This is a genomic window from Nostoc sp. (assembly GCF_036917195.1).
Taxonomy (GTDB): domain Bacteria; phylum Cyanobacteriota; class Cyanobacteriia; order Cyanobacteriales; family Nostocaceae; genus Nostoc.
In genome coordinates this window covers 1-26,742 of sequence record NZ_JBALDG010000023.1, presented here as the reverse complement: position 1 = coordinate 26,742, position 26,742 = coordinate 1, and the positions used below count along the sequence as shown (strand labels likewise).

General features: G+C 43.2%; 25 protein-coding genes and 1 pseudogene. 10 read left to right on the top strand and 16 right to left on the bottom strand.

The window, feature by feature from the left end; genetic code table 11:
• Window positions 1-131: 131 nt before the first annotated feature.
• Entirely contained in the window at window positions 132-1,529 is a 1,398-nt protein-coding gene (locus tag V7K40_RS08475) for a hypothetical protein (RefSeq protein ID WP_334958551.1), read from the top strand.
• A 301-nt stretch (window positions 1,530-1,830) separates the two neighbouring features.
• Here the strand turns inward: V7K40_RS08475 and V7K40_RS08470 are convergent, their stop codons facing one another.
• Window positions 1,831-2,718 carry a UTP--glucose-1-phosphate uridylyltransferase gene (locus V7K40_RS08470; RefSeq protein WP_334958549.1) on the bottom strand — a complete coding sequence of 296 codons (888 nt, stop codon included), beginning with the start codon at window positions 2,716-2,718 and terminating at the stop codon, window positions 1,831-1,833.
• 10 nt (window positions 2,719-2,728) lie between these two features.
• Entirely contained in the window at window positions 2,729-3,910 is a 1,182-nt protein-coding gene (gene hemW, locus V7K40_RS08465) for a radical SAM family heme chaperone HemW (RefSeq protein ID WP_334958547.1), read from the bottom strand.
• Between the two features lie 251 nt (window positions 3,911-4,161).
• On the opposite strand from hemW, the gene V7K40_RS08460 reads away from it, so the two are divergent.
• Window positions 4,162-5,238, top strand: coding sequence for a PIN/TRAM domain-containing protein (locus tag V7K40_RS08460; protein ID WP_334958545.1), 1,077 nt, complete (start codon window positions 4,162-4,164; stop codon window positions 5,236-5,238).
• 312 nt (window positions 5,239-5,550) lie between these two features.
• Here the strand turns inward: V7K40_RS08460 and V7K40_RS08455 are convergent, their stop codons facing one another.
• From V7K40_RS08455 to V7K40_RS08440, 4 genes are all read right to left on the bottom strand, one after another.
• Window positions 5,551-6,069, bottom strand: coding sequence for a hypothetical protein (locus V7K40_RS08455; protein WP_334958543.1), 519 nt, complete (start codon window positions 6,067-6,069; stop codon window positions 5,551-5,553).
• Window positions 6,070-6,202: 133 nt separating this feature from the next.
• Window positions 6,203-7,036: a peptidoglycan-binding protein gene (locus V7K40_RS08450; protein ID WP_334958542.1), complete on the bottom strand. Its 834-nt coding sequence runs from the start codon at window positions 7,034-7,036 to the stop codon at window positions 6,203-6,205.
• A 360-nt stretch (window positions 7,037-7,396) separates the two neighbouring features.
• Window positions 7,397-7,783 (bottom strand): VOC family protein, encoded by a 387-nt coding sequence (locus tag V7K40_RS08445; RefSeq protein ID WP_334958539.1) that lies wholly within the window; start codon window positions 7,781-7,783, stop codon window positions 7,397-7,399.
• 398 nt (window positions 7,784-8,181) lie between these two features.
• Window positions 8,182-8,754, bottom strand: coding sequence for a pentapeptide repeat-containing protein (locus tag V7K40_RS08440; protein WP_334958537.1), 573 nt, complete (start codon window positions 8,752-8,754; stop codon window positions 8,182-8,184).
• Window positions 8,755-8,924: 170 nt separating this feature from the next.
• Here V7K40_RS08440 and V7K40_RS08435 point away from each other — a divergent pair, with 170 nt between their 5' ends.
• Both V7K40_RS08435 and V7K40_RS08430 read left to right on the top strand, forming a co-directional pair.
• Entirely contained in the window at window positions 8,925-9,134 is a 210-nt protein-coding gene (locus V7K40_RS08435; protein WP_334958535.1) for a DUF433 domain-containing protein, read from the top strand.
• 535 nt (window positions 9,135-9,669) lie between these two features.
• A complete protein-coding gene (locus V7K40_RS08430) occupies window positions 9,670-10,233 on the top strand; it encodes a chemotaxis protein CheB (RefSeq protein ID WP_334958532.1) in 564 nt (187 codons plus the stop codon).
• 392 nt (window positions 10,234-10,625) lie between these two features.
• Here V7K40_RS08430 and V7K40_RS08425 read toward each other — a convergent pair whose 3' ends face one another.
• Together V7K40_RS08425 and V7K40_RS08420 are read right to left on the bottom strand one after the other, a co-directional pair.
• Window positions 10,626-11,030, bottom strand: a complete 405-nt coding sequence (locus tag V7K40_RS08425) for a PIN domain-containing protein (protein WP_334958530.1) — start codon at window positions 11,028-11,030, stop codon at window positions 10,626-10,628.
• Complete coding sequence (locus tag V7K40_RS08420) at window positions 11,020-11,280, bottom strand: hypothetical protein (protein ID WP_334958528.1); 261 nt, start codon at window positions 11,278-11,280, stop codon at window positions 11,020-11,022. The genes V7K40_RS08425 and V7K40_RS08420 overlap by 11 nt, the downstream gene beginning before the upstream one ends.
• A gap of 314 nt (window positions 11,281-11,594) precedes the next feature.
• Between V7K40_RS08420 and V7K40_RS08415 the strand changes: the two genes are divergently transcribed.
• Window positions 11,595-11,756, top strand: coding sequence for a DUF433 domain-containing protein (locus V7K40_RS08415; protein ID WP_334958526.1), 162 nt, complete (start codon window positions 11,595-11,597; stop codon window positions 11,754-11,756).
• A 23-nt stretch (window positions 11,757-11,779) separates the two neighbouring features.
• Here the strand turns inward: V7K40_RS08415 and V7K40_RS08410 are convergent, their stop codons facing one another.
• The 3 genes from V7K40_RS08410 to V7K40_RS08400 all read right to left on the bottom strand — a co-directional run bounded on the left by V7K40_RS08410 (window position 11,780) and on the right by V7K40_RS08400 (window position 14,700).
• Complete coding sequence (locus V7K40_RS08410) at window positions 11,780-11,980, bottom strand: hypothetical protein (RefSeq protein ID WP_334958524.1); 201 nt, start codon at window positions 11,978-11,980, stop codon at window positions 11,780-11,782.
• Between the two features lie 186 nt (window positions 11,981-12,166).
• The gene (locus tag V7K40_RS08405; protein ID WP_334958522.1) at window positions 12,167-13,447 is read right to left on the bottom strand and encodes a VWA domain-containing protein; all 1,281 of its coding nucleotides are present in this window, start codon (window positions 13,445-13,447) and stop codon (window positions 12,167-12,169) included.
• On the bottom strand, window positions 13,444-14,700 hold the full coding sequence (locus V7K40_RS08400) for a VWA domain-containing protein (protein WP_334958520.1): 1,257 nt from the start codon (window positions 14,698-14,700) through the stop codon (window positions 13,444-13,446). Before V7K40_RS08400 ends, V7K40_RS08405 begins: the two co-directional genes overlap by 4 nt.
• Window positions 14,701-15,266: 566 nt before the next feature.
• Here V7K40_RS08400 and rnhA point away from each other — a divergent pair.
• Complete coding sequence (gene rnhA / locus V7K40_RS08395) at window positions 15,267-16,175, top strand: ribonuclease HI (RefSeq protein WP_334958518.1); 909 nt, start codon at window positions 15,267-15,269, stop codon at window positions 16,173-16,175.
• A 33-nt stretch (window positions 16,176-16,208) separates the two neighbouring features.
• Here rnhA and cruG read toward each other — a convergent pair whose 3' ends face one another.
• Window positions 16,209-17,414 (bottom strand): 2'-O-glycosyltransferase CruG, encoded by a 1,206-nt coding sequence (gene cruG / locus V7K40_RS08390; RefSeq protein ID WP_334958600.1) that lies wholly within the window; start codon window positions 17,412-17,414, stop codon window positions 16,209-16,211.
• A gap of 381 nt (window positions 17,415-17,795) precedes the next feature.
• A complete protein-coding gene (gene cruF / locus V7K40_RS08385; protein ID WP_334958516.1) occupies window positions 17,796-18,704 on the bottom strand; it encodes a gamma-carotene 1'-hydroxylase CruF in 909 nt (302 codons plus the stop codon).
• Between the two features lie 532 nt (window positions 18,705-19,236).
• On the opposite strand from cruF, the gene V7K40_RS08380 reads away from it, so the two are divergent.
• From V7K40_RS08380 to V7K40_RS08370, 3 genes and pseudogenes are all read left to right on the top strand, one after another.
• The gene (locus V7K40_RS08380) at window positions 19,237-20,322 is read left to right on the top strand and encodes a spermidine/putrescine ABC transporter substrate-binding protein (RefSeq protein WP_334958598.1); all 1,086 of its coding nucleotides are present in this window, start codon (window positions 19,237-19,239) and stop codon (window positions 20,320-20,322) included.
• 293 nt (window positions 20,323-20,615) lie between these two features.
• Window positions 20,616-21,509, top strand: coding sequence for an ABC transporter permease (locus V7K40_RS08375; protein WP_334958513.1), 894 nt, complete (start codon window positions 20,616-20,618; stop codon window positions 21,507-21,509).
• Window positions 21,510-21,562: 53 nt separating this feature from the next.
• Window positions 21,563-22,267, top strand: a pseudogene (locus V7K40_RS08370) (Uma2 family endonuclease).
• A 186-nt stretch (window positions 22,268-22,453) separates the two neighbouring features.
• Here V7K40_RS08370 and V7K40_RS08365 read toward each other — a convergent pair.
• The 3 genes from V7K40_RS08365 to V7K40_RS08355 form a co-directional block, all read right to left on the bottom strand.
• On the bottom strand, window positions 22,454-22,621 hold the full coding sequence (locus tag V7K40_RS08365; protein ID WP_334958511.1) for a hypothetical protein: 168 nt from the start codon (window positions 22,619-22,621) through the stop codon (window positions 22,454-22,456).
• Window positions 22,622-22,631: 10 nt separating this feature from the next.
• Window positions 22,632-23,558: an N-acetylmuramic acid 6-phosphate etherase gene (murQ, locus tag V7K40_RS08360; RefSeq protein ID WP_334958509.1), complete on the bottom strand. Its 927-nt coding sequence runs from the start codon at window positions 23,556-23,558 to the stop codon at window positions 22,632-22,634.
• A 70-nt stretch (window positions 23,559-23,628) separates the two neighbouring features.
• Window positions 23,629-24,057, bottom strand: a complete 429-nt coding sequence (locus V7K40_RS08355) for a DUF3110 domain-containing protein (protein WP_334723735.1) — start codon at window positions 24,055-24,057, stop codon at window positions 23,629-23,631.
• Between the two features lie 262 nt (window positions 24,058-24,319).
• Here V7K40_RS08355 and V7K40_RS08350 point away from each other — a divergent pair.
• A partial coding sequence (locus V7K40_RS08350; RefSeq protein ID WP_334958506.1) for a DUF3971 domain-containing protein occupies window positions 24,320-26,742 on the top strand: 2,423 nt, incomplete at its 3' end.

Sequence of the window (26,742 nt, the reverse complement as noted above, 5' to 3'; positions counted from 1 at the left end):
TTGAAAGAGATTATATTTCTTCAGTTGAAGTACTATCTTAAATCAATCAACCCTGCTAGTATCAGGCTGAAATAGTGTTATTGCACTTTGCAATACAACCGATTAATTAAATATAGTCAGAGGAATAAACTATGACTTTAATATCTGATATTGTTCTGCTACAAGACTTAACAGCGTCAGATGATCACGAATTGGTCGAGTTGAAAGCTGAACTTGCGGCGACGGTAAATCAGTTAACCAACCCGCTTTTAGCAAGTATCTTTGGTCGTGACCTTAAATTTGGTATTGCCTCTTTCAAGGATAAGCCAATTCCGCCTTTTGGTGGTTACGCTGACTATGTATATCAAGCAGAAGTCCCTTTGACAAATAATGTAACAACAATTAAAGACAAAATTTTTGGCTTTGAAGCTTTTGGTGGCAATGATGGGCCCGAATCACAATTAGACGCACTCTTGTATGCAGCTTTAGATAGCGGTAGCAGCCTTGGTTACAGAGTAGGTTCATTTCGCGTTGTTTTCCTAGCCACTGATAGTGTTTATCACGTTGCCGGCGATCGGGCAGCAGTTAGTCCAAGTAATACTATTGCCAATAATGGAGATGGTGTAATTGATCCTTATGAAGATTATCCAGAGATTGGACAAGTAAAAACTGCGCTAGAAGCAAATAACATTATTCCAATTTTTTTAACTACGAGTGATGTTGTAGCCGATTACGAGAAACTAGTTACTAAGCTTGGTCGAGGTGATGTACTGACTCTTGGTTCTGAAAGTGAGAATGTTGGTGATGCCATAAAAGAGGGAATTGCTCGATCCAGAAATGTGATAAGTACTGATGTTGCTACCACAAATGGAGACGATACCCTTAATAAAAGGGATTTTTCACCTGGCAATAAGGTTATTTTTGCTGAGGGCGGTAATGACAGTATTTCGCTTTCTGGTGTTGCTGGGAACCATTACATCGATGGGGGGGCGGGTTCTGACACCCTTTTTGGTGGATCTGGTGCCGACAGAATAGATGGGGGTAGTGATGACGACAAGCTCGTGGGGGGCAAGGGTGATGATATTCTCTTTGGCAGTAGTGGAAAAGATATTCTGATCGGTGCCAACGGCAACGATTACCTTCAGGGAGATAGTGGGGACGACATCTTAATAGGAGGCGCAGGTTCAGATAAGTTTGCATTTGCAACAGGATCAAAGTTTGATATTAGGGAACTCGGAGTTGATACTATTAATGATTTCACTCCTGCTCAAGACAAGATCCAACTATCGAAATATACCTTCACCGCTCTCAGTAACTCGCTCTTCCCAACTGCATTAGATTCCACAGACTTTGCCACAGTGACGAACGATAGTTTAGCAGCAGTTAGTAGTGCTAAAATTGTTTACAATAGCCTTAATGGTAGTCTCTTTTATAACCCCAATGGTTCAGCGGATGGTTTTGCTGATATTAATTCGGGGGGTAAATTTGCACAATTGGGTGCTACCTCGTTTCCGGCTCTAACTACTGATAGTTTTGAGGTAGTTTTGTGATTGAGTTAATTTAATTTTCAACTTCACACAAAGGACTTCCAAGGAATAAAGTACTTAGTCATTAATAATAATCATTGGAGAGTGTGATCAGTCAGTGCTGCACCACACGCTCCACATACCCTCGCTATAAGCCAATACGCTTCGGTTAAGGCTATGGAGTCCTAATAACAAAGAAAACAGGAGGCTGTCACCAGGGCAAACAAAACGGTGTAGTTTCAATGTCCCTCAAGTCCTTACTGTCTGCTTGAGCCACCTTAAAAAGTGAGATCCTCCCAGACAAACTAATTGAACTGAAATTAATCTATAATTTTCTAAAATCAATCATTGTCTGACGATAGGCATCTGGCAATCCTGTATCAAAACACTTGCCTTTAACAACATATCCTGTCATTCCCTCTTTCTGACGCAATCCTTCAAGACAGGATGTTAACTGAAATTCGCCTCGTTCTCGGAAATTTTTGTTGATGTGTTCTGCTAGAAAGTCAAAAATTTTCGGCGTTAGTAAATATAAGCCAAATATACATAAAAACTCATTTTCTGACATTTCCTCTACACGCAAATGCTGTTGTGCATACTCAATAGTAGGCTTTTCATAGAGTTGTGTAACTTCCAGAATCGAGTTTATATCTTGCCAAACTCCTGTTACACATCCAGCTTTATGAATAATTTCTGCTGGCATTGTAGTTAAACCCACAACGCTTTGATTAGCTTGTTTGTAAACATCTAAAACTTGACTAGCACAAGATTTTTCAGTGTCAGATGCGTAAATGTGGTCGCCCAGCATGAGCAAAAACGGCTCATCTTGCACCCAATCCTTAGCACAAAATACCGCATGTCCATAGCCTAATTGCTCCTCTTGCAATAAAATGGTAATTCTGCTACCTAAATCTTCGAGATATCGGCTATATTCTTGATTTTGCGGTGAAAGTTTATCTAAAAGTTCTTTTTTGGGTGGGTTTTTCAAGAAATCTTCAAATATTTCTTTGTCATCTGGCTGCACCACGATCGCTACTTCTGCAATTCCAGCACTGATTGCTTCTTCAATAATTGCAAGAATGACAGGTTTTGCCCTCCCATCTCGATCAATAATCGGGAAAAGTTCTTTTTTCACAACTTTAGTAGCTGGAAACAAACGAGTGCCAAAACCAGCTACCGGAATCACAGCTTTTCTAACTTGATTTTTCTGCATAAGGAGTTCCTCACCCCAACTTCTCAAACAAGTGTGCCAACACCACATTAGAAAACAAAAATCCTTGGGGATCAATCAAACGCAACCTTCCGTCTGCAACTTCCACCCAACCTTTCTCAAAATATGATCGCAAACACTTGCAAATCTCTTCTACCTTCTCTTCCCCAAACGTCTGTGCCAACGCCCCCAAACTCAAACCCTCCGCCAAACGCAACCCCAACATTAACGTCTCTAACAATACTTCCTTTGGGGGAGTCAGATCACAATCAATCACACCGCCAGCTTGCACCCACTGGTAATACTCCCTAGTCTTGCGCGGACGAGTGAAGCGCTTCCCCTCAACATAACTCGCCGCACCCATCCCAAAGCCGTAGTAAGGGCGGTTTTCCCAATACACTCGATTATGCCGACACTGATGACCAGGTTGGGCATAATTGGAAATTTCATAATGCTCATAACCTGAACTAGTCAAAATCTGCTGCCCCATCTGGTACATTTTGACTGTGGCTTCATCTGTGGGCAGAGGAGTATCACCAGGTTTGTAGTAACGACCAAAGGCTGTACCTGGTTCGATGGTAAGATCATAGATGGAAATGTGAGTGGGTAAAAGCGCCACCGCTTTTGTTAGGGAATCCTGCCATTGATCCAAAGACTGATGCGGCAACCCGGAAATTAAGTCTAAACTAAATTCGGGAACCTCAACTTGGTGGATTAGTTCCACAGCTGCAAAAATATCTTCAACTGAGTGCGATCGCCCCGCCCTTTGCAATAATTCTGATTGAAAAGCTTGTACACCTAGACTTACTCGGTTCACGCCCACATTCCGATAGCCTGCTATATGTGCTAAATCAAAGGTGGCTGGGTCTATTTCCATAGAAATTTCTGCCCCAGATGCAATACCAAAACGCTTCTCTAGCTCTGTTACTATCCGTTGTAACTGCTCTATTGATAGCAGCGAAGGGGTACCACCACCAAAGAAAATTGTCTTCAGGGGTTGACCCAATGCTGGTGTAATGGCAATTTCTTGACATAGCACCTCAACATATTGGGAAATAGTACCAGATGTTTCGCCCCGCAAGCGATCGCCCAGAACAGATACCGGGAAATCACAATAAAAGCACCGCCGTCTGCAAAAGGGAATATGCACATAAGCAGAACTCGCAATTCCAGAAATACTAAATTTTTGACTCATTTTGAGAAAAGTTTTAAGTTAACCCAACTGCGAATTAAAGACAATGAAAATAACTGATTTTTTTACAAGTTTTTGTCGTTTTACAACGAAACAATGAAAAATATTAAGATAAAAAGCTTTGGTTATAATAATTGCAGATATTGCCCTACTAAACCCTTAGTGTAAGTCAATATTGATTAGTTTATCTTACCGATGAAATAAAAAATACTTAAGTTTCTCGGTTAACACAGTTGCAGGAAAACAAGACAACCATGCTTGACGCCATTATTATTTTCTCATTTATCCTAGCAGCGTCGGGAATAGGGTTCTACAGCATTGAACTACTACCCAATGGCACACTAGATCAGGTAACAAATCTTGAAGCTTTACGCTTAGTTGTTGCCGTCTTTGCCGCTATTATTGGTGGTGCGATCGGGCTGAGTTTCCAGACGACATATCGTCGCCTAGAATCACAAGTCAAAGAAATGCCTCTGGAAGTGATCTTAACTCGTGCCATTGGCTTAGTGATTGGGCTATTATTAGCTAATCTCATGCTAGCCCCACTATTTTTACTACCTATACCGGCGGATTTTGGATTTATTAAGCCACTGGTGGCAGTTGTCGGCAGTATTATCCTCTCCGTCACTGGGATGAATTTGGCAGATACCCACGGACGAGGCTTATTGCGGTTCATTAATCCCAACACCGTCGAATCGATGGTAGTGGAAGGAACGCTAAAACCCGCCAATACCAAAGTTTTAGACACCAGCTGCATTATCGATGGTCGCATTGAAGCGTTACTAGAAACAGGGTTTTTGGAAGGACAAATTATTGTACCGCAGTTTGTCTTGCAAGAACTTCAACAAGTAGCGGATGCTAGTAAAGACCAAAAGCGGGTGCGGGGAAGACGAGGACTAGAAATTCTCAACCGCATTAAGGAAGATTACCCCGATCGCATCCTGATTAATGCAGTTGACTACGAAGATATTCCCACAGTGGATGCGAAGTTAGTCCGCTTCGCCCAAGAAATTAGCGGTACATTGCTAACCAACGACTACAACTTGTCTAAAGTCGCCAGCGTCCAGAAAGTACCTGTTTTGAATGTGAATGATTTAGTGAACGCCGTCCGTCCTAGTTATTTACCTGGCGACAATCTGGATTTGAAAATTCTCAAGGAAGGCAAAGAACCCAGTCAAGGTATTGGCTACCTAGATGACGGTACAATGGTAGTCGTTGAAGAAGGTAGTAGTTATGTAGGTGGTGAATTGCGGGTGGTAGTCACTAGTGCTTTGCAAACCAGCGCAGGAAGAATGATTTTTGCCAAACCCCAAGCTTCCGCATTGGCGTGAGGGAAATGCCAGGTGCAATTAGAGTTAAATTGTGCGTACGCGCAGCGTCGGCGCAGCCATCGGTGCAGTCAACCTGCACCGATTTTGTATAGGGTGAAATATCAAGAGGGTAACAAGTGGATTTTTGTCTGTTCTGAATGTTGGCCTTCTGTCAGTGAAAACAACCCGTTTTATGTTTACAGTGGAAAGTGGAAAGCTCAAAAGACTAGATAGATGTCTAGAATCATAACTAATCAAGCAGACATGATATGATTATCCAGACTTAATATCACTTAAATCGGCGTTGAATCCCTGGTATACTAACTCGTAACTCTAATCAGTTCCACCCCAACTCCACGCTGGATTGCCATTATTTAAACTCTTCTTAAGAACGATCAGAGGATAGTCATTAGCGTCGTGCCCACCAGCCAAATCCAGGATGAAGTAAACCTTACCTTTGAAAAAATGCGTCCGTAAATAATTGGTGTTTCCAGAGTAATCTTTGCCATCAACCTTTGTTATTCCAGCAGATGCGAAGCATTTGGCATATTTTGGCTTTAACTTACCAACCCATGTAACGCTAAATCTATTACTACCATTGACAGAGATATTACTTGCGTATGCACTCAGGTCAACAGAGCCATCTGTGACAAAACCACCTTCTTGATAAGGACGAGCTTTTTCAGTGACTATAACTTTGTCTGGACAGCTTTGTTTGCGATCGCTTTCGCTATGAACTTTTAGCTCAATAGTTTGTGACTGTTGTTGGGCTTGGACGCTCAAGCTGGACAATAGGGAAAGTAAACTAATACTTGCACCTATAATTAGATGCTTCAAGGAAATGATACTCATACTAAATAATGATTCCAATGGGACAAGTTGAGGAAGCTTAAAAATAAATTATCAAAGCTGTTATCAACTTTTTTGTCCAAATTTTGTCAGTAGTTGCATAAAAAATATTATCCAAGCACAACCAAATACTCAGCTATAATCCCAGGGCTTTCAACGTCGTTTCTCCAACCCTACCATCTACACTTAAACGCTTTGTTGCTTCTTGGAACTGCTTAACTGCATTGTCAGTAGCAACATCAAAAATTCCAGTGACTTTAATATCTATTTTCGCTATTTTAGCATTTAGCAATGCTGCTTGCACTTTTTTGACATCATCGCCCTGCATAGGTGGGTTTGTTAATCCTAATGTCCTAACAGGAATAGCTCTAAAGCCCTCAGCAGGTGAATTTGCCAGTCGTGCTTCAGTCTGAGGCCCATAATCACCATCTTCAAGAATCTGATCTTTGGGATTAAACTGATTCCACAATTTCTGAAAAGCTATGATGCCAATTTTGCCTAAATCTCTACGAGTAGCAGCCGGAAATTTGTAGTCATAGTGAGGAAAGTCAAAGTCTCGACCAAGCCTAAACCAATTGTGCCGTTCAAAAAACTGTTGCCAATCATCAGCATGTTCTACATCCAATGCTAAACCGCCTTCATGATTACTAGAACCAGGATAGGCAGCAGCAGTAATTCCACACAGATTCCTCTCATACTGTTTACGTATAAGATACTGCTGGGCAACCGTTCGATAAGCTGAGTTAACAACGAGTTGTTTTCCACGTTCTTTAATCGCCAAACGTAGTGACTCTTTAGCAGCAGGTTGCAGATATGGGTTAATCTGATCACCTGACACATCTACGTCTAGATCGTCAAAATTGACAAGTAAATTCGGAACAATTGTGTTGATTACAGCAATAATCTGCAAATTGAGACTCTTGCTCAAACCAGTATCGCACTTATTAATAATATCTTTAACTTTTGTCATACTTAATTCTTATGCAAAACTTTTCAAGAGAGGAGTTTATAGTATACTTTGCGATTTTTGAAACATCCTCTTAGACAATTCATTTAGTGGATTACGACTATTTTCTATTTATTTAGATTATTTTTTTATTTATAATCTATTTTCGGCTAAAATCAATAAAGTTAATAATTAATTTTATAAAAAATTACAAAATGTAATCTTTCTCCATATATTTCGCTATACTCCCGTTAACTATATCTAATTCAGCCTGTCTTTTATTATTTGTCATTTGTGATTTGTCATTAATAGTTTCTCACAAATGATTTAGGACTACTATATCTGTGTAAAGGGTAGGACTTACGCAAGATATCTCTGAAACCTCTAACCCTCATAAATTTCCAATGGCAAATTATCTGGATCTTTAAAGAAAGTAAATTTTTTAGCTGTAATCTCATCAACTCTAATATTTTCTACTTCAACATTATGAGATTTCAAGTAATCAACAGTTTGCTTTATATCATCAACTTCAAAAGCAAGATGTCTTAAACCACAAGCTTCTGGATTACTGACTCGTTCTGGAGGATTTGGGAAAGAGAATAGTTCTATTTGAGTATTTTCTGCAACTTTTAAATCTAATTTATAAGAATTTCTTTCGGCACGAAAAGTCTCTTGAATAATCGAAAAGCCTAAAACTTCTACATAAAATTTTTTTGAGCGAACGTAATCAGAACAAATAATTGCTACATGATGAATACCAGTGGTTTTCATGTATACTTCTCAAGCTCCCAATCATTTACCTTTAGCACTTTTAGCAGAATTTTACTAGTACACTGTAGCGGAAGTTTACCCACCTTTAAAGCAAAGTTAAACTTGACAAAGAAGATTATAATATGCATAGTGGAGCGTTGATTTGTAGTTAATTATTTATTTTTGTATCTTACCCATGCGGTAACCGTTATAATGCCTAAATAATGTTAATCAAAAATTTGTTTATAAAATTGGACGCAAGTAAGAAACAAAAATAAGCAATGGCATAAAGCAATATACGACCATAATTTTTGCAAAGAGCTAGGGTTACTTCCATGAAATTAGATCGCATCACCAGCAATCCTAATCACATGAATAGACAATCCTTTATTCGTAATCTTCACCTTATCGTGCCGTGATTATTTCTTAAGTCCAATTGCTCCCTGTATGTATGTATGCGTCAAGTTTGCACCGCTCAGGTTTGCACCGCTCAGGTTTGCACCGCTCAGGTTGGCATCGTGCAGGTTGGCACCGCGCAGGTCGGCACCCTTGAGGTTAGCACCCTTGAGGTTAGCACCACCCTGGTAAGCACCTCGCAGGTCGGCACCACTTAGATCAGCACCCTCTAAATTAGCATCTAATGTTGCACCGCCCAGTCGGGCATTGTTCAGTCGGGCACTGCTGAAGTTGACACCGCTCAGGTTTGCACCGCTCAAGTTGGTACGGATGAGGTAAGCACCGCTGAGGTTTGCACTTTTACCGAAGAACGGGAGGTAGCTCAAGCTGGCACCGCTCAGGTTGGCATCACTCAAGTTGGTACGGCTCAGATTAGCATTGGTTAGAGAGGCACTACTCAGGTTAGCACCACTCAGATTGGCACCGCTTAAATCAGCATTGACCAGATAGGCGCTACTCAGCTTGGCATCGCTCAAGTCACAATTTGGACATTTGTTAGCAATTTGCAACCAAAGAGTTTCCCTACCTCCATTCATTTGAGTTACTGTCCATCCCAGGCAAAAGATCAACCAACCCCACCACAATAATTTTCCAAATTTATCCAACTTAGCTCCTTTACCGCGAATCTAATAGTATTCGCTGTCGCGGCGGCTGTACTTAGCTTATAACGCACTATTTACACACCAAGCAACCTGCGCCTAATTGCATGAATGGACAACCCTTTATTCGTAATCTTCGCCTTACCGTTCGTCGGGTGATTGAGTTATTAGCTGCCTACCCTAATCGAGAAGAACTGCGCCAGGAGTTTCCCAAAAAGGTATATTACTTTCTCAAAACTTCATATTCAATCAGCAAAAAGGCATATTGCTTTCTCAAAATGCTTGATTGCTTTCTCAAACCCCAGTTTGCTTTCTGATTTCAGTAGATTTAGCAAGCAAAAAGAGATATTGCTTTCTCAAACCCCAGTTTGCTTTCTGATTTCAGTAGATTTAGCAAGCAAAAAGAGATATTGCTTTCTCAAACCCCAGTTTGCTTTCTGATTTCAGTAGATTTAGCAAGCAAAAAGAGATATTGCTTTCTCAAACCCATAGCTAAAGGCGGGCTGTCCGGCCCACCCCACAAGATTAGATAATTTATTTGTTGGAAGTCCCAAAGATGGAGCCAATAATCTTAATTAAGTAGAACGGTGTGAAAAAACAAAACTATAGTTAAGAAAAATTAAATAGACTCAAACCCTTTTACCTCCTGCTTCATCCAAGGATAAATATTTACGCCGACCTACTTACCGTTAAACAAACGCTTAAACTCCGCATTGACGACTTGGTAACACTCGCAGGTGATATTTTCTAGACCTAAGCGGTCAAGGATAGTTATTTGCCCGCGACTATAGTTAATTAGCCCCGCCTTCTGAAGAATAGAGGCATTGAGGCTCTAATATTGCTTACAATATAGTGGCGATCGGAGCTTCTGCGGGTGGGCAAAAGTCAATCATCGAAATTTTGTCGGCTTTACCAGCAGATTTCCCAGCGGCGATTATTGTAGTTCAGCACATGAATCCTCTCTACCCTAGTCGTTTAGCACATATCCTCGGACGCTATACAGCGTTGTCCGTAGAGCAGGCAAATCCAGGGCAAATAATGCGTCCGGGGACAGTTTACACTTATCTTCAAGATCGGCACTTAGTAGTCGATGCTAACGGTAGTCTGTCTCTATTAGAGTCGCCAAAGATGAACTTTGTTCGTCCCTCAGTGGATAAACTATTCATGTCGGTAGGACTTAATTACGGAATTCGGGGGATTGCTGTTGTCTTAAGTGGATGCGGCAGAGATGGTGCTTTAGGAGTGATAGCAATGAAAAAGTATGGCGGCACGACAATTGCTCAAGATGAAACTACTTCGGAGTACTTTGATATGCCTTCAGCTGCTATTGACACTGGGAAAGTAGATTTTGTTCTGACTCCAGAGGCGATTGCCAAGAGCTTGTGCAGCCTCGTAATGATGGAATTAGCAGTATAAAGGGTAATTATATTAATTAAATGCTGCACTAGTGCGTAGACGCGTAGCGGCTTGTCGTAAGACATCGCCTTGTTGCAATTTCGCCTCGGCTAACTGGGTTTGACCAAGCCCCGTTGGGGCGGGAGTAGGGAGTAGGAAGTAGGGAGTTGGGAAAAAATAGCCCCAACAAGAGCGTGGGATACAAGCCCCGAATGAAAGACGATTGCATTGGTCGGGGTTTCAGAGCCACGACCAATGCTGTCTTCCCTACTCTCTACTCCCCACTCCCTACTCCCCTCTTCGTGACGAGACTTCGCTGAGTTCATCAAGTTTTAGTGTTTTCCGCAAGCAAAATGGCATTCGACTTACTAAATTGGCTTGTTTGCCGGAGCTTTTGGTTGTGAGCGATCGCTTTATATTGAAATAATCTGGATTTCTGTTACTCGATGCATTGGTTTACTTGGCTTTTCAGTGGTGATCAGTTGATCAGCTTTAATTTGCAAAGCAGCCGCCACATGAAGTGCATCCATCGCAGCTAAACCGTAAGTACAGGCAATTTGAGAAGCATTCTGCATAATTTGCTCTAAGTCAGTTGCCCAGTGGATGACAGCACTAAAAAATGTTTCGTAAAATTCTGCTTCGTCTTGTTGCTTGTTAAAAGTTGCTTTAGGCAAAACTTCTAACTGAACGAAGCTACTTGAGGCAAACTCCCGATTTTCATCGTTAAGAATTTGATTCGCTCTGATGCTGACTGACTGAATGCCACAGAAAGCGCTGATAAGTACACCAGAGTCTATGTAAGTCTTCTTAAGACTCACGGAATCCACCGCGACGTGCAGCAAGTTCAAGTTCAATTTCTTCTTCGTTGAGAAGTTGCAATCCAGCAGCGATCGCTCGTTGTCGGATCGACCATAATTTTTTGGCTAAGGGTGTTTGTGGCACAAAATCAGATTCGGGAAGTGTTGTTTCTGACTCCGATTTAAGTAGTTCAACAAACTCCAAAACTTTTTGTTGCTTTTGGGGTGTGAGTTCTCGCCAGTATTCAAGTAATTCAACTTCATTACCCATAAATACAACGCTCGTGAATGATTTTTCTATTTTAGTGGCAGAAGCCTTATTTCCTGTTCCCTGCTAGAAAATTTTGCTTGGAGTACAAATCGTCTCTCATCAACATAAGCAGTCTAATTTTGCTAAGAGGATGTTTTATTGGAAGACTTGAAACACCTGCTACATTTGTGAAAGTTAAAACCGATTCGTAATTATAGTCAGAAATTTATTTACCTTTCTCTGAAACTTTTAGTTTTTAGCATTATTCTGCTAAGTTTCCTTGTTGGTGGGTGTAAGAAAAACGATAATTTTCGTAAGGAGCTAGAGTTACTGCCATGAAATTAGATCGCATCACCAGCAATCCCAATCGGATGAATGGACAACCTTCTATTCGTAATCTTCGCCTTACTGTTCATCGGGTGATTGAGTTATTAGCTACCTACCCTAATCGTGAAGAACATGTGGAGTTTTGGATCGTCAAAGAGCCACCACAGTAAGATATGGGTGTCGATGAGGTAGCTCATTCCCATTGCTGGAGTTCATCTTCTGGTAGTGGTTCTAAGAAAGCATCGCCAAGTTGTCCTTTTAATAAACCAGGGGTGCGGGGTTGTGTACGTTCTTGACTTAAACCTAGCCGAAAGTAGTGGATTAGGTCATAAAGTTCTGCTAATTTGTCTTCAAGGATGTCTTGCAATTCTTGGACAATCTTCTGGATCAGCATAAGTCAAACTCTTCTGTAATTGTTAATCAATATTTAGGAATATGCGACTACTTTGTTGCTCAATTGAGGAATAAAATATTTTTTCTCGCTTTACGCAGCAGTCGCTTCAAGTCGGGAAACCCGCTGTTAGCGCCTGCCTTGCCAAGGCGTGAAACTTTCATACCGTTAATCAGTAACGCTGGATTACTATTCCTGTAAAACTGTCTTTGATACAATCCTAGTTTTCTTGAGGTCTGCTTCCGAAAGTTCTTCCCCAGCTTGCAGGCGGGTGGCAGAAGTTTGCAACACTGTCGCTGCACCTTTATCTCCTATTTGTAAAGCAGTTTTGGCGGCTGTTTGCAGCATCGTGGCTGCACCAGTGCGATCGCCTTGTTGCAATTTCGCCTCGGCTAACTGGGTTTGGCGATACTTCGCTAATGCTAAAATAGACTGTTGTACCTGGGGATTGGATGCCGATTGATACGCCCGCACCACATCTGCATACACTGGCACAAGGGGCGAAAGTAAGCCTTGTTCATTAACTAACGGGTCATCATAACGGATTTGCAGATGAGCGATCGCTTGTTTACCTTCTGGCAATTGTCCCAGATAAATGTTTGCCAAAACTACCCGTTCTACATCCTGCATCAAATCTCCCAAACGCACAGCAAAGCTACCATCAGCTTCTAATTCTATTGGTAACTCGATAGTGTCTGGGGCAACTTGGGCAATAGGTTTCAATTCTGCTAATCGGACATTGGGCACTAGAGATAACAGCAAGTAGGCATTAGTTAGCCCAATCGACTGAATCCGTCCAAACAGTCGGCTAAACTGATCCACGGCTTGTTCAGGACGTTCAATATGGGCTAGAGTCCCACCACCGACATCGGCAATTTTTTCCAGTAAATCCTGATTCCAGTTATTGCCAAATCCGAAAGTGTTGATAGTTAGGTTCAACTTGGCAGCCTTTTGCGCCAGTTGAAGACAGCGCTTGTTGTCATCTCGCCCAATATCCCATTTCCAAATTCGCAAACCGTTTTCACCATGCCCATCCGTCAGCAGAAACGCCTGGGAAACAGCGCCTCTTGTGCCTTTCATCAGTTCTGTAATTCCCAGTTCCAAACCCTCAGCGATGACTGTACCGCCGCTAGCACTGAGTTTGCTTTTTATTTGAGATTTGATGCTTTCGGGGTCTTGGATCTCTTGGTTGGGGATAATGACTTCCGCAGAACCAGAAAAAGCCACAACTGAGATGCGATCGCCTACTTTCAACCGATCTATTAATCTTTCCACCGCCTGGATCACCGTTTTAATTGGTTGTCCATGCATAGAACCACTTCTATCCAAAATCAAGCAGAGGTTAAGGGGCAGATTTTGGTCAAACTCACCAGCGATCGCAAAAATTGTCATTGCCAGTTGACGTTGGCTACTTGTTTGAGCCACATCAACATTATTGTCATTTAACGCCGATAGCAATTTAACTTTCATTGCAAAGGGGTATCTTGCAAAACTGTTTTGGAGACCATCCTGGTTTTCTTGCGATCACTTTCGGATAAATCTCCACCAGATTGTAGCTGGGTGGCAGAAGTTTGTAACACCGTCGCTGCACCAGTATCTCCCATTTGTAGGGCGGTTTTAGCAGCCGTTTGTAGCATCGTCGCGGCACCAGTGCGATCGCCTTGTTGCAATTTCGTCTCTGCTAGCTGGGTTTGGCGATACTTAGCTAATGCTAAAATAGATTGTTGCACCTGGGGATTCGGGTCTGCTTGGTAATTTTTGACTACATGGGCATAAACTGGGATATTTGGTGTTAATAAACCTACTTTGTTGGCGGCTGGATCATCATAGCGGACTTGCACATTAGCGATCGCTTGTTCACCTGTTGGCAATTGTCCCAAATAAATATTAGCTAAAATCATCCGTTCTGCATCTTTCATTAAATCTCCCAACCGTACAGCGAAACGTCCATCAGTTTCTTGTTCCAGTGGTAACTCAATTGTGTCTGGGGAAACTTGGGCAACAGGTTTTAGTTCTGCTAGCCGGACATTGGGCATCAGGGAGAATAGCAGGTAAGCATTAGTCAATCCCACTGTTTGAATGCGGCTGAACAGGCGATTAAACTCATCCACTGCCTGTTCGGGTTTTTGAATATAAGATAAAGTCCCCAAACCAGCATCAGCAATTTTTTCTAAAACATCCTGGTTCCAGTTGTCACCAAATCCCAAAGTGTTCAAAGTCAAATTATAGCTAGCAGCCAATTGGGCGAATTTCAAACAGCGATTGTTATCACCGTGTTCATTTTCCCCGTCAGTTAATAGGAAAGCTTGGGAAACAGTATCTTTTTTTCCCTTCGCCAACTCCTCAATCCCCAAGCGCAATCCTTCATCAATCGCAGTTCCACCATCGGCAGATAAGCGATTAATTTGCTGTTTGATTTTCTCTGGATCTTCGACACTTTGACTAGGTACTAAGACTTTAGCACGGTGATCGAAAACTACAATACTGAGGCGATCGCCAGGATTGAGTCTATCTACCAGACGATTTGCTGCTTTTTTGACCGTTTCTAGCGATCGCCCATTCATGGAACCACTATGATCGAGAATTAAGCATAAATTCAGTGGCACATTGCGGTCTTGATTTTCCGCGATCGCCGAAATCGAAATTCCCAACTGACGTTGACTATTCAGTTGATTCGCGTCCAAATTACCATCATTCAAGGCAGGCTGCAAACTAACCTTCATAACTCAAAGTCCCTATTCAGGATATACATATTAATAAATAACTTCAAAGCACCACTTTAACTCTAGGGAAAGCCTATCCAACACAAATACATTCATATAATCAGAATATCTTAGCTTAATTGGGCAGAAGCGCACGTCTGTCACTTCGGGCAGCCTGGGATGAATGACCGGACAAAAACGAGACGCACCTTAACCAATATCAACTGCTCTTTGATCAGCTATGCATTACTGGGAACTTTATTAACAATTATAAAATACTTTAATGATCAGGGTTTTGAAAAAGCAGAGGTTGAGACTTGACAAATATTAATAAGTGTGGAGGGTGGAGATTGACTGGATGACAAATTAGATTTGAGAATGCGGTCGTTAACTGAAAACATAAGTTAGGGAATGTGAATGAATCAATTTTCAAGTCGAGGCAATGTCATGTAAACGTCTCAGCCCTAAACAAATCCTCTTAATACCTGGTTCGGCGTCTCCTTTTCGCCCTAAAAACCCGCAGTCGCTACAACTTTGGGAACCAAAGCAACGCGCTGCCTCTTTTTTGCAGTTCGATATCCTAAACCATGTCCACCCAACCCACAATCCAAAGCATATACACCGATGGTGCTTGCACCGGGAACCCTGGCCCTGGCGGTTGGGGAGTAGTTGTCTACTTTAACGATGGCTCAATCCACGAAATGGGCGATGCATCCCCTCATACCACTAATAATAAAATGGAAATGCAAGCTGCGATCGCAGCCCTACAATTCCTCCAAACATCTCAACAAGCCCAAGCCATCACCCTTCATACCGATAGCGAATACCTGATTAACTGCGTTACCAAGTGGGTGAAAGGCTGGAAAAATAAAGGCTGGAAAAAGTCAGATGGTAAACCCGTCCAAAACCAAGACCTTTTGGAAACTCTCGATCAACTCAATACCCAACAGGTAAAATGGCAATACGTCAGGGGACATTCTGGTAACATAGGTAACGAACGTTGTGATGTGATCGCTCGCACCTATGCTAGTGGCAAAATCCCTTCGCTACAACAATTAACTCCGACAAATTTTTATAAATCTTTACCTTCTACAAATGAACTAAATGTAGCAAAAGTAGCTGATTCTGAGAAAAACTCTAGAGTAATTAACCAAAGTAGACAACAAGTCAGTACTTCTGCACCAGAAATAACTCTTATGGAACCATCAACTGGGCCAATTGCGGCCGCAACCGAAGAGAAACCGCCAGAAATGAGGGTTTCGCAACTCCGCAGCTTGGTCGAAACTCTGCGTATCGCTGACGAAATCTCTGAAAAAGGCTACTTAATCACCAGTTCTGAATTAGCAGACTTGATGGATGTCCACGCCAGCGCTGTTACCAGTCGGGGAGATCAATGGCGCTGGCGAAACTGGATAGTGTCACGGGTACGTCGTGAAGGAAATCAAATTCTTTGGGAACTGGAACGCGGGGATCAAGTAGGAGGTGAAGAGGAGTGAGGAGTTAGGAGTTGAAAATTCATAATTCATAACTCATAACTCAGCACTGTATTTGCGTCCTCGCCACTCGCGCGGAGTATGGAACGCAGATAAGAAGATTCGCAGCACAGCTAAGGGATCAGCCAAAGGGGAAAGCCAGAATAACCAGCTACCTTTGGCGCTTTTGCGATCGTAGGAAGGTGCGATCGCAATTAGCATAGCAAAGCGAATCACCACCAAGAATAAATTCAGTCCCACCAGAAGGAGTGGAGGAGACGCGATTAATCGCGTTTGTAGCAAGTATGCAAGTGGGGGAGAAATCAACAAAAAAGTGAGGACAATTAAAAGGGGTAAACCCTGAACAGATGTGAGTAGCCATAAATCTCCCCACAACTGCGAAGGAGAAGTTGCATCTTTAAGATCGAGACTCCGCCCCCATTCCTTCCACGTCTCCATCGCCCCTTCATACATCCGTACCTTTAGCATTTTTGCACCATCTAAAAACCCCACTTTATACCCTTGAGCAGCAATCTTTCGTGCCAAAGTGACATCATCACAAAAAGAAGCACTTGCACTGCTATAGCCACCCACAGCAGCTAAAACCGAGCGACGACACAAAAAACACTGCCCATTTGCCATCACCCGTTCAGGCTGCTCTGTATTGATCCCAGCGGGGTCAAATCGGTAAAGCAAGGTCATCAACAAAGCCGGTTGTAGCCAGCACTCTCCTGGATATTTGAGGATAAACTGGGGTGAAAGGGAAACCAGATCATAGCCTTGTGCTTCGGCCGTCTTCACCAAACCAGCAACCAAACCAGGATGCGGTTGGATATCAGCATCCAGCCCCAGAAACCACTGACTAGCCTTAGAGCTATATAGAAAACCGTTATGTAACGCCCAAGGACGCCCCACCCAACCAGAGGGTAAGGGGTCATCTGTGATCACCCGAAAGCGCGGATCTTTCTGCTGTGTCGCTTTTACCAAGTCGGGAGTGCCATCACTAGACTTGCTGTCTACAACAATAATTTCCCGAACTTCGTAGCTTTGTTGACTTAAACCAGCCAACAGAGGGCTAATGCGAAGCGCCTCGTTCAGCGTGGGAACAACGACACTAACCCTACCCAAAAGCTCCGGCGTCGGCTGTTGCGGTTCTATTGGGGGAAGGCGTCTTGGCCCCTTTAGCAGGCGCGAAAACAGAATCGCCGTTGCTGGTACTTGAATAAGTAGCAATAAAAGGGAGATGGCGCTTTCTACTATCAAAGCGTTGTCTACTGTTGTCAAAATACTTAACAATTTGAAATTGCGACTATACAAAATAAATGGGCATGGGGGAGCCACTGCTGTCTTCTCCCTTGGCGTTAGCCTCTCCCTTTGGGAGAAGGGGAGACGCCAAAGGCGAACGAGCGTCTGGGGTCTCCCTAAGTGGAGAAGCCAGCCGTATGGTAAGGCAGTCCGGTCTTCTCCCATTCGTGAGAGGCTAGCGCCTGCCGTAGGATGCCCGTAGGGCTGTAGGCGGTTTCCCCCAGGAGGAACTGCCGTGCATGGTCTGGCGACTTGAGCGGACTGGCGTCAAGTGGCGTCATTGGGCATTGGGCATGGGTTATTCCCTTTGTCCCCACTCCCCACTCCCCAATCTCTAGGCTATTTCAAGGCAACTTCAACCTTTGCTACTGATACTTCCTTGCTTGCTGATTCGACTGCAACTGGAGTGGGTGTGGTTGAACTCCTTAACCACAGCGCCACGGCGGGAGCCACACCAAGCAATAAGCCGAGCAATACAGGGATGGAGAACCCAGCAGCCAAACTTAGTCCGGCGGCGAAGGCAAAGTTAGTTAAATAAACGACTAAGGGGAGATTGAGTTGCGATCGCTCTAATTTAATCGATGTATTTCTCCACAACAATCCTGCCACACTCATAAACAGGGCGCTAGTGCCAAACCAACCTGCATAGTTCTGGTAAGGTGTCCCAAAGAAAGCTCCTGGTTGTTCCCAATACCAGAAGGGCAAAGAAGATTGACTCATAGCTGGCTCAAGGGCAAAATCCCAGCAAGTAAAGAGCAAAGCACCAACGGCTATAGCAGTAATATGGCGTCCCCAACTGGGTTTTTGAGCCACTTTCAAACCAGCTCTGGCAATTAAATAAGACGACAGCCCAACATAGAACCAAGATAAAGGAATTGTGAAAGGAACTAGCCCCCCAATCTTATAACCCAAGCCACTCAAGTAGCTATAATCACCAAATGGAAAACCTGTACTGGTTCCCAGTAGTTCACTTCCCAAAGAGATAAACATAGCCGGTAGCAAAAATGCTAGCCAAGTTCCTAATCCTAACGTCCGGTAGGCATAAATAGAGACAGCTATTGTCCCCAAGATGATATCAACTACACCGCCGCCTGCCATACTTAACTGTATGGCAGTTTCGCCAACCTGCGATAAGTTTAAAATTATTTCGGCATTAGGTACGACCAGCAGCATCCCTGCCAGTCCAAAGGCTTTTGACACGATATGACCAATGAGGCATACGCGTTCAACGATAACAAGTTGTCTCATAATAATTCCTTAACAAGATGTGACACGCGGCTACTCGGCTGCTAACAGTTTACAAATGTTTAACAACATATTTAACTACTTTGTGCCGCAATTCTCTACAAACTTGTTTGGCTTTTTTGGGAAGAGCATAACAGCCTATTGATTGAAGCTATAAGAAATATGATCATAAACCTACTAGTTTAAGCCATATAGTCAAAATCTGCATAATTTCATCTGCAAAAACCTCTGGTTTGTTGTCCCACTGATATCCATATGATGAAAAACTCCTTTCATCCAGGGATCTCCTTGAGGGAGGACAACCATCATAGATTAACCAAGTTCGAAAGTAAAATAAAGTCTTTAGCTAACTCCGACAGAAGCCCCACATCTTACCCGTTCGCAGAGCGCACATTCGCCTAGTGGGGCGACCATAGGAGAAGGAAAGGGTGCGTTTGGTAAGTGTGAAGAATGATACATTTACCCCAGAAAATCACACCAGGGGCTATGAGGTATACCGTAATCTAGAAGTTGTCGATGAATGACTTCTAACTTAATGACTAACAGACGGCAATTTTTAAAAGGGGTGGCAGCGCTTTCTAGCTTATCTTTAGCTAGTTGTGGCTGGAGGCTGGGTGAAGTCCGTGCTAATTCTAATACTTCTGGTCAACGTGACCAACTTTATATCTTTACCTGGACGCAATATACTGACAACCAATTACTGAAAACTTTTAGCACCCAAACTGGCATGAAAGTGCTAGCGGATGTGTATGATTCCAATGATGTCATGCTGGCTAAGTTGCAAGCTGGAGGCGGTGGAACTTACAGCATCATCTATCCATCTGATTACATGGTGCAGAAGATGGTAAAGAAAGGTTTGTTAACAGAAATAGATCACGATAGCTTAATCGGTTTAGAGAATTTATTTCCCCGGTTTCAAAATCCTAGTTATGACCCCAATAACCGATATAGTATCCCTTTTAACTGGGGAACAACAGGTTTCCTTTACAATTCCGAAAAAATCAAAGATGCACCACAAGACTGGGATTACCTTTGGCAAAACCAAAAGCAACTTAATCAACAAATGACCTTGCTCAATGATGTTCGAGAAGTTATGGGTGCGACGTTACGGATGCTAGGTTATTCTTACAACTCAAAAAATGAACAACAAATCAAACAAGCTTATGAAAAGTTGAAGGTGCTAAAACCTGCGATCGCACGTTTTGACACCGACGCTTGGCAAAATCAAATTCTAGCAGGAGATTTACTATTGGCAATGTGCTATTCAGCAGATGCAGTGAAAATTTCTAAAGAAAATCCTAAACTAAAATATGTAATTCCTCGCAGCGGTTCTTCATTATGGACAGACACTATTGTTATTCCCAAAGCAGCCCCCAATTTAGCTGGAGCTTATGCTTGGATTAACATGATTCTGCAACCAGAATTAGCGGCCAAAATCAGTCAACGTCTGAGTATTTCTACGCCTAATAGTGCTGGATTTGAGCAATTGCCAAAAACAATCCAAAACAATGCTAATTTATTTCCATCAGAATCTTTTTTAGCAAATTGTGAACGTGTTACCCCTGTAGGAGAATTTGAAGAGGTTTATGATCGCTATTGGACTCAATTAACTAGCAGCTAAATAAAGTTTGGATTGATTTGAGATTTTTAATTCAATCCCTTCGGGTGACGCTCCTACGGACGCTCGTTCCGACGCTCCTACGTCGCTAACGCTACCGCTGCGCTGACAGCAGTCGCTCATGGGGAGCCACTGCGGTCTTGGGGTCTCCCCAAGTGAAGCAAGTGGCGTGGAGACCCCCTTGGCGCTAGCCTCTCCCTTTGGGAGAAGAACGCGCTGCTTCACCAAAATCCAAGTTGCGCTGTAAGCGCACCAAAGGTGCGACTCAAAATCTCAAATTGACAGAGTTATAAGTGATGAATTTTGAAAAAAACGAGATTTATAAAATAGAAGAATTGCATCGCCTGCGAGGAAACTGGCTCCAACCTTTGGTATTACTTGCACCATCTGGGATTTGGTTATTACTTTTGTTGGTGCTACCAACTTTGATAATTTTCGAGTTAAGTTTGGTTGCAGACATCCGTCCAGGAGATTTGGTCAATCCCAACGGATTCAAAAACTATATCCGAATATTTGATCCGCTTTATGTGCAAGTAATTGGGCGATCGCTATTTTTTGCGTTTGGTACTACAATAATTTGTTTAATTTTGGGCTTCCCTGTTGCCTATTGGATTGCTCAGATAGCGCCACAGCGTTGGCGAAATTTGCTGCTATTAGGCTTTATATTACCTTTGTGGACTTCCTCGTTACTTCGCTCCTATGCTTGGATTACAATTCTTCGTCCTACTGGTTTATTGAACAGTTTACTCAGCAATTTAGGCTTGCCTACTTTGGAATTACTTAACCAAAGTCAAGCTGTATTTATTGGCATGAGTTACAGCTTGTTACCGTATATGGTTTTGATTTTATATGCTTCTCTCGAAAAGCTAGACAAGCGGTTGTTAGAAGCAGCGGCTGATTTAGGTGCAAATCCGGTGGAAACATTTTATCAAGTAACCGTACCGCAAATTTTGCCTGGAATTGCGGCTGCTTCTATGCTTGTATTCATCACAGGCTTGGGGGATTTTGTCGATCCAGAATTACTTGGTGGTGCTTCTAGTATGACGGCGGCGCGGTTAGTTTATAACCAGTTTCTTGGAGCAACGCAAAATTGGGGATTTGGTTCAGCCTTGAGTATGACGTTAATTTTGCTTGTTAGTATTGCGATCGCACTTTTGATTAAGTTTGGCGAACCTGCACCCAAACGCTAAACTTTTCGTCACTTACTTATAATAAGGTATCAAACGCCAGCGAGACAACAGTTATGCTCTCACCTGATCTCAAAAATGCGTTACCAACTACTGATGAACTTCCCTGTTCAGACGATACGCCAGTAAATAACGAAGACCAAAATTTTTTGCTCAACATTTTACTCTTCTTACTCAACTCTATTTGGGCAAATCGCATGGATTGGTACTTCGAGTAAATATGGGAGTATATCACTCCACAGGAGTAAATCCTAGAGTCCCTGTAGTGCCAGATGCTTTTTTAAGTGTGGGAGTAGAACGGAAAAAGGGTGGCAAATCACGCAAAAGTTACGCGGTTTGGGAAGAAAATGGGATAGTTCCAATAATTCACATTAGAAATGGTATCCCACACCCCAGGAGGTGAATATGACGAAAAGCTAGATATATACCGAAAAATCGGTGTATTATACTACGTAATTTATAACCCTGAGTTTTGGCGACGCGACCAACATCAACCCTTTGAAGTGTATAAGTTGATAGATGGAAACTACCAACTACAAATAGGTGAACCCTATTTGATGTCAGAGGTGGGGTTAGGTATTGGGCGACACCAAGCTGTAATTGCCGGGATACAACAGGAGTTTTTATGTTGGTATGATGAGCAAGGAAACCGCTATTTGACAGACGCAGAACAGGCACAACAAGAGCGATCGCGGGCTGAACAATTAGCGCAGTATTTACGTTCTTTAGGTATAGATCCAAATAATCTACCTAGTAATTAAGGCAATGGCATTTCCAAAAATATCAATGATCTGTCACCATAAGTGAATTGTTGAAATTCTCTGTATTACTGTTAATCAACCCCTTAATAATAGAGATAAACTCAAACTGAAACGTCCCGTTCTTTCAATGTTTGTGGTCTAGCTCGTTCGATGTGATTCCCTGTGATAGTAGACTCTATAGCAGTCCTAAATCAACAGAGTTAGTAGTTCAAGGTCTGTATCACGTCCTCCAACAGACACAAGTTGCTGACAATCTGTAGAAAACATTCTACACCAAATCATTAACCAACTCTCAGCACTCCAAGCTTTGCAGGTAAATAATACAGGACTTACGCAACTGGCAGAATCGGTCATAAAGAAATTCTCAGGGCTGCTTGTCGTTTTTGTAGGTCACAACAGCAGCCCTGAGATTACTTTGGTGTTCTGAAAGAAGCCGATCGCCCTCGTCTTTTTCCAAACCAGTCCAGTGCATTAATAGCGCTAGCTTAACCCACTTGCCACTACGTTCTAGTAAAAAACTAGCAGCTTCCCGACTTAAACCTGTGAGGTCTTGCAAAATTCGCAAAGCGCGATCGCGTAACTTTTGATTTGTTACCGCCACATCTACCATCCGATTGCCGTAAACCTTATCCAACTTGACCATCACCCCAGTGGAAAGGATATTTAAAGCTAACTTAGTGGCTGTACCAGCTTTCAGGCGAGTTGAACCAGCGATTATTTCTGGCCCTGTCAATAGGCGAATGTCAATATCGGCATCAAAGCTAACTTGCTCAGCTGGTACACAGGCGATAAAAATAGTAGTGGCTCCCCGCGCTCGAGCAGCATAAAGCGCACCGTGGACAAATGGCGTTGTACCACCAGCGGTAATACCAACTACTACATCTAGCTGGGTAATGTGTCGCCCAGTGATCGCCGCCTCACCATCTTCGATGCTGTCTTCTAAATCCTCTGAACTGCGTACCAGCGCACCTGCACCACCAGCAATAATCCCCTGTACTAACTCTGGGGGCGTACAAAAAGTAGGTGGACACTCAGCAGCGTCTAACACCCCTAACCTGCCACTTGTGCCGGCACCGATATAAAATAGGCGTCCGCCGTGGCGCAAACGCTCTGCGGTGCTATCAATAGCCTGTGCCAACTGAACTTTCGCCGCCGCCACCGCCGCGACTGCTTTTTGGTCTTCGCTATTAAACAGCTCCACCAATTCCAGAGAACTGAGCTGGTCTAAGTTCAGACTGTTAGGATTTACCAGCTCGGTTAAAAGATGCCCGCGTTCCTGCAAGTTTGTCATTTGTCCTCTGTCATTTGTCCTTTATCCTTAGTCATTAGTCATTAGTCAGTTGCTAATGACTAATGATTAATTACAACAATCCTTCCAATTTACGACGCATCTTCTCTAGTTCAGAATCAGATAATTCTGGTTCTTCTAGTGGCTGTTCATTAAGGGGGAAGGTGTCTTCAACAGTATCCTCCTTCTGGGCATCTGCTTGCCAGTCAGTTTCTTCCACATTCAGTTCCGGGGGAGTGACAACTAAATTGCTGTTTTCTGGGATGATTTCCCATTCATATCCAGCACTTTCGCAAAATTCCTTAATTTCCTCAGCATCGATTGGCTCTGGTGTAGGTGAGGGGAAATCCTGAGCTTCCAGCATCAAGGCAAAGCGCGTGGCGTCGTCTTCTGACTCAAACATCAGAATTTTATTGCGATCGCCCTCCCGAATCGTGTGAATCCCCTCATTTTCCGTTCGAGCATTAAAAATTAACACAAAAAGACGCATTGGTGTAATCATCTGTCTTTTTTAAGGTCTATTAATATTAAAGTTCTAGGTTGTGCCTCAGCGAAAGTCACAGGAACAATTTATTTTCACTCTATTCAGATTTTCCTGAAAACGCCAATATTATAAGCATAAGTATTGGATCAAGGAAATACCGTAACTCAACAATCAGGTCTTGGGTTTAGTTGGCGTATTCTGGAAATGGCATACTGAATCAATGTGCCAGTTAATGCTTGTGTGTGCCAGCGATATCCGGCAGTTAATACAGTAAAAGCAAATGACTAAATCTCCCAATCAAGATATTCACTTCCCGTCCCCTATCCGCAAGCGTCTATGGTTGCTGGTGTTGAGTCGCGGTAGCATTGCCTTGGGCGGACTTTTACTGTTAGGAATTGTTGTTGGTATTTGGCGGTTGTGGACTTTTGTCCAAACAGAGTTAACGCCGTTGGCACAACAAACTCTCACGACTACACTCAACCGTCCAGTAAAACTGGGAAGAGTCACACAATTTTCGTTGACAGGAGTGGAGTTTGGGGCTTCAGCTATCCCAGCGACACCCATAGATCCAGATCGGGCCACAGTCGAAGTTGTAGAGGTAGGTTTTGACCTGTTACAACTAATTTTTAATCGCCACTTAAAGCTAGATGTCACCTTAGTCAATCCAGATATTTACATTCAACAGGATGACCAAGGGCGCTGGGTTTCCACTAACATCGTGTCGTCAGGTGAAGGCGGCGCTATTAAAACCGATTTGGACAAACTACGGTTTCGCAATGCCAAGCTGGCGTTGATGCCGCAGAACAGGGGAGCAGGGGGGCAGGGGGGCAGGGGAGCAGAGGGGCAGGGGGGCAAAGGAGAATACCCAACTTCTAACTCAGCACGGGCTAAACAACAGCTATCCGCTAACAAAACTCAGCAATTACCCGTGGGATTTTCTCAACTCAACGGTTCTGCTCAACTTTTAGCAAACAATCAGTTGATCAGGTTTGATGTCGAAGGTCAAGCAGACAGTGGTGCCAGTATTTCCATTCAGGGAGAGACACGTTCCAAGGTGCTAGCAGGCAACTTCCAGTTGCGAGCACAAGGCTTCCTGGCTGAGGATATTACTCGGTTGATTAAGTTACCACTAAGCTTACAAGCGGGTCGAGCCAATGGCGACTTGTTAGTTCGGTTGACACCAGGACAGCGGACTTTATTGTTTGGCAGCGCTACTGTGCAAGGGGTAACACTTCAAATACCCAAAGTCCCGCAACTGTTGAGCAATACTCAAGGAAACCTCCGCTTTCAGGGAACGGAGTTGCAGTTAAATAATGTTAATACCAACTACGGCAAAATTCCCCTAGTGGCTACGGGAATCATCGACACTCAAGCAGGTTTTAAGTTGGCGGCGCGTGTAAATGCGGTGAGTTTGGCTAATGCCCAGGAGACTCTAAAGGTAAAACTACCTGTGGCGATCGCTGGACAAGTACAAGCTTCTTTGCAGATTACTGGATCAACTCAAGAGCCAATTCTCTCAGGTTCAGTTGCCACAATCCAAACTGCCCGGATTGATAAAGTTGATTTTGATAGCATCAGTAGTAAGTTTGAGCTTGTTACTAGTTCCTCTTTAATTACCCTAAAAGATATTCAAGGTAAAGCTAAAGTTGGTGGTGAAATCACGGGTGCTGGCACAATTCAACTTGGCAAAACCCCCCAACTGGATTTAAATTTCGCCGCCAAGAATGTTCCAGGGGATGCGATCGCAAAAGTTTACGAAACAACACCCACTTTTCAAATTGGCAATGTCTCAGCTACAGCCCAATTAATCGGCGCTCCTACCAATGTCCAAACTGTGGTACAGTTTCAAGCTCCTAATGGAACTTACCCCGGAACTGGCGAAGTCGCGATCGCTCCAAATCGCACTGTCTCCTTCCGCAATGTGGCTCTTAATGTAAATGGTGGTACGGTACGGGCAACTGGTAGTTACGCCAATCAGCGTTGGCAAGCTGTGGCTATTGCCTCTGGGGTAAAATTGGAACCCTTTGTAGACAAAAGTCAACTGCAAAATGTCTCTTTGGCTGGGGCACAGTTCAATGGTCGTCTCATCCTTTCAGGAAGCACAGCACCATTTGAAATTGCTACGATTCGCACTGATGGTGCAGGAGTTCAAATTGGTGGCGGCACAGTTGCAGTTTCTAATGTCCAACTGCAAGACCAAAGCTTTTCTGCTCAACTTGTAGCTAATGGTGTGCGGTTGGGACAAATATTGAAACAGTCTCCCCCAGCTTTAAATAATCCATTGGCGGGTACGTTCCAAATAGCAGGCAACAGAGATAATTTCAGCCTGAAAACCCTGCGTGGCAGTGGTGAAGGTAGCCTTGCTATTGGCGGTGGAACGGTTACAGCTAAAAATATTCAAGTGGCTAATGGTGTATATCAGGCGCAAGTTCAAGCTAAGAATATGCCTGTGCAGCAGTTGGCAACAGTACCAAAGCAGTTTCAAGGAGCGTTAAATGGTCAGTTCAACGTCGCGGGTTCTGTTGATTCTTTTAAACTGCAAACTATTCAAGCCAGTGGTCAGGCGCGGGTAAATGTTGCGGGTGGGACTATTACAGCCTCTAATATCCAAGTGGCTAATGGTGTATATCAGGCGCAAGTTCAAGCTAAGAATATGCCTGTGCAGCAGTTGGCAACAGTACCAAAGCAGTTTCAAGGAGCGTT